General features: G+C 62.3%; 4 protein-coding genes. 3 read left to right on the forward strand and 1 reads right to left on the reverse strand.

What is annotated here, in order from left to right:
- Nucleotides 1–27: 27 nt before the first annotated feature.
- Complete coding sequence (locus tag ACY693_RS16775) at nucleotides 28–213, reverse strand: hypothetical protein (protein WP_462322954.1); 186 nt, start codon at nucleotides 211–213, stop codon at nucleotides 28–30.
- A gap of 394 nt (nucleotides 214–607) precedes the next feature.
- Here ACY693_RS16775 and rsxA point away from each other — a divergent pair, with 394 nt between their 5' ends.
- The 3 genes from rsxA to rsxC all read left to right on the forward strand — a co-directional run.
- Nucleotides 608–1,189, forward strand: coding sequence for an electron transport complex subunit RsxA (rsxA, locus tag ACY693_RS16780; protein WP_410756947.1), 582 nt, complete (start codon nucleotides 608–610; stop codon nucleotides 1,187–1,189).
- 98 nt (nucleotides 1,190–1,287) lie between these two features.
- Nucleotides 1,288–1,878 (forward strand): electron transport complex subunit RsxB, encoded by a 591-nt coding sequence (gene rsxB, locus ACY693_RS16785; protein WP_462322955.1) that lies wholly within the window; start codon nucleotides 1,288–1,290, stop codon nucleotides 1,876–1,878.
- A 114-nt stretch (nucleotides 1,879–1,992) separates the two neighbouring features.
- Nucleotides 1,993–3,467, forward strand: a 1,475-nt coding sequence (gene rsxC, locus ACY693_RS16790; protein ID WP_462322956.1) for an electron transport complex subunit RsxC, incomplete at its 3' end; no start/stop codon positions are given.

A 3,467-nucleotide genomic window follows, 5' to 3' on the forward strand; every position in this document is an offset into this window, starting at 1 on the left:
ATAATAACCGGATACGATGCTCCAGATCTATTGCTTGCGCTGCTCGTCCGCTGAATCATTGCGCTGCTGCCCCTCTGCCTCTGCCTCTTTCTCGCGTCGCTCGCGCTCGCGGCGGAGGCGACGTAGCGCGGCAAGCTGCCAGAAACCGAACCCTAGTAGAGCGGCTGCCGTGAGCAGTGCCTTGCCGAGCATCAGGGTGCCAGTACTGATCACGAGTTGGTCAGCCTTTGCGCAAGAATAACCAGGCGGCAAAGCCAAGGAAAGCAAGAAACTCGATCATGGCGAGTGGGTTTTCTTTCACTATGAGATCCTGCTCTTGAGTCGATGCTGCATGCTATCGCTCTGTGGGCGCTGTGTCGCGATACCCCAAGGCTGGACGCGCAACGCCTGTGCCGGCAGGGACGAAAGACCTAGCTTTACGCTTAGGTGTTGGTCTGATGTGATGGTAGTCAAGGCCCGGCCCATAGCGAATTGCTAAATTAAGGGCGATGGCTCAGCTGCTCTTGCTGCAGTGCACAAATCGCAGTAAGCTCCCGCACTTGCCATGGCCCTACAGGCCGTGTGTGTATTGACGCTCTTCGAACGATCTGGGGGTCCAATGGGGACAATGACAGAGTATGCGTTGATCTTGGTCAGCACTGTGTTGGTCAACAACTTCGTGCTGGTCAAGTTCTTGGGGCTCTGTCCGTTTATGGGGGTCTCGAAGAAGCTGGAGACCGCGATTGGCATGGGGTTCGCCACCACCTTCGTCCTGACCCTCGCGGCTGTGACGACCTGGATTGTGAACACCTATCTGCTCGTCCCGCTCGGTATCGAGTATCTGCGCACCATCGCCTTTATTCTGGTGATTGCCGTGGTGGTGCAGTTCACCGAGACGGTCATGCACAAGACCAGTCCGGTCCTGTATCAAGTGCTTGGTATCTTCTTGCCGCTGATCACGACCAACTGTGCAGTGCTCGGGGTTGCGCTGCTCAACCTGCAAGAGCAGCGCAGCTTTCTTGAGTCTGCGCTCTATGGGTTCGGAGCAGCCATTGGATTCTCGCTGGTCTTGGTGCTGTTTGCTGCAATGCGCGAGCGGGTCGCGGTGGCTGACGTGCCCGAGCCGTTTCAAGGCAGCGCGATCGCAATGGTCACGGCAGGCCTGATGTCCTTGGCTTTCATGGGGTTTGCCGGCCTGGTTTCCGTATAAGCTGGGAATAGGGGTCACAACACAAGAGGGCTCGGCGATGCGGGCTGCGAGTGCGGACGGCAGCCGATCGCGGCGACGAGCCCCGGGAGTAGATTGAGATGTTGATATCGATCGCAGCGATCGCAGGTCTTGCCATCGCCTTTGGGCTGCTGCTCGGCTATTCGGCGATCCGGTTTCGGGTCGAGGGCGACCCGATCGCCGATCAGGTTGATGCGTTACTACCTCAGAGCCAGTGCGGTCAGTGCGGCTATCCAGGCTGCCGACCCTATGCAGAGGCGGTGGCTGCAGGCGACGCCGAGATCAATCTCTGCTCTCCAGGCGGCGAGGGTACGATGTTGGCGATCGCCGATCTGCTCGGGCGTGAGCCAGTCGAGGTCGGCGAGATCGAAGAGACACCGAAGCAGATCGCGGCGATCGATGAAAAGGTCTGCATCGGTTGCACCAAATGCCTGCAGTCTTGCCCGGTCGATGCCATCGTCGGGGCGGCGAAGCAGTTGCACGGCATCATCGCCAGCGAATGTACCGGTTGCGGCCTTTGTATCGAGCCCTGCCCAGTCGATTGTATCTACCTCGAGCCGGTACCAGAGACGGTCGCCAACTGGAAGTGGCCCTATCCAACGCCGCTGCGCCCGCGCGTCGTGCTGCCACCGCAGTCCGACCTGCTTCCAGAGCATCGCGAGGCCGCATAGGATCTCGCGCAGACTGGGGGTCCTACGGCGTCCAGACGTGCTCCCAGACCGATTCTCGGCGTCTGCCCAGTATCGATTGCAGCAACAGCTCCAAACAACCGACTCATTATCTCCATGTCAGGTTTTAGATCGCTCATCAACGGCGGTGGTCAGCGCAAGCTGTGGCAGTTCCACGGCGGCGTCCATCTGCCGGAGGAAAAGACCCTCTCGAACGCTAAGCCGGTCGCTGCCGCGCCGTTGCCACAGCAGCTTGTGCTGCCTTTGCAGCAGCATATCGGCGCTCCATCCCGCTGCCTGGTGTCGGTGGGCGACAAGGTGCTCAAAGGGCAGCTCATCGCCGAGCCGCAAGGCTACATTAGCGCACCTGTGCATGCCTCGAGCTCGGGCACGGTCGTTGCGATCGAGGCCCGTCCGATTCCGCATCCGTCGGGTCTCAGCGCGCCCTGTGTGGTGATCGAGACCGATGGCGAGGATCGCTGGGCCGAGCTGCCCCCGCCCATGGCGGCTTCGGCTGCCGAGATCGGGGCTTGCGACCCGGTGGCGATTCGCGATCGCATCCGGTCGAGCGGGATCGTGGGCATGGGCGGCGCCTCCTTCCCGTCGAACGTGAAGCTGAATCCTGGCAAGGATCAGCCGATCGACAGCCTGGTGATCAATGGGGCCGAATGCGAGCCCTACATCACCTGCGACGATCTGCTGATGCGCGAGCGCGCTGCCGACATCCTCAACGGCGTCCAGGTGATGCTGCATCTGGTCCAGGCCAAGCAGGCGCTGATCGGTGTCGAGGACAACAAGCCGGAGGCGGCTGCTGCGCTGCGTCGGGCGATCGATACGGCTGGGGTCGGGGAGCGCGTCGAGGTCGTGGTGATCCCAACCCTCTATCCGAGCGGTGGCGAGAAGCAGCTGATCCGCATCCTGACCGGCAAAGAGGTGCCGAGCCATGGCATTCCGGCCCAGATCGGGATCGTCTGTCAAAACGTCGGGACTGCGGCCGCGGTGGCCGATGCGGTGTTGCGCGGGCAACCGTTGATCGAGCGTTTGGTCACCGTGACCGGCCGTGGCGTAGCGGAGCCGCGTAACTTTCGGGTGCCGATCGGAACCTCGGCACAGGCGTTGATTGCGGCGAGTGGCGGCTACAGCGGCGATATTGCAAAGCTGGTGTCTGGCGGACCCATGATGGGTTTCCGGTTGGATACAGACGCGGTGCCGGTCACCAAGGCCACCAATTGCCTCCTGGCGCTGACGCCGGAGGAGAGCCCCGATCCGGGGGCGCCACTGCCCTGCATCCGTTGTGGACGCTGTGCCGAGGTCTGCCCGGCCAATCTGTTGCCGCAGCAGCTCTATTGGCACGCGCGGGCGAAGGAGCTGGATAAGGTCCAGGAGAGGGTGGCCGGGGGGCTGGCCCTGGACCGGGGCAGGATGGATGAGGTGATGGAGTATGCCGGGAAGGCGGAGGATGCCGAGGGGGTCGGTAGGGCGGTTGAGGTCTATCTGATGATGCACCCGGGGGAGGCCCTGGATGCTGAGGCGGCGGGGGCTGCCCTGGGGGAGCAGGGGTTTGCCCTGGCGGACCATCAGGGGCGGCTGTT

The sequence above is a fragment of the Halochromatium sp. genome (assembly GCF_054919635.1).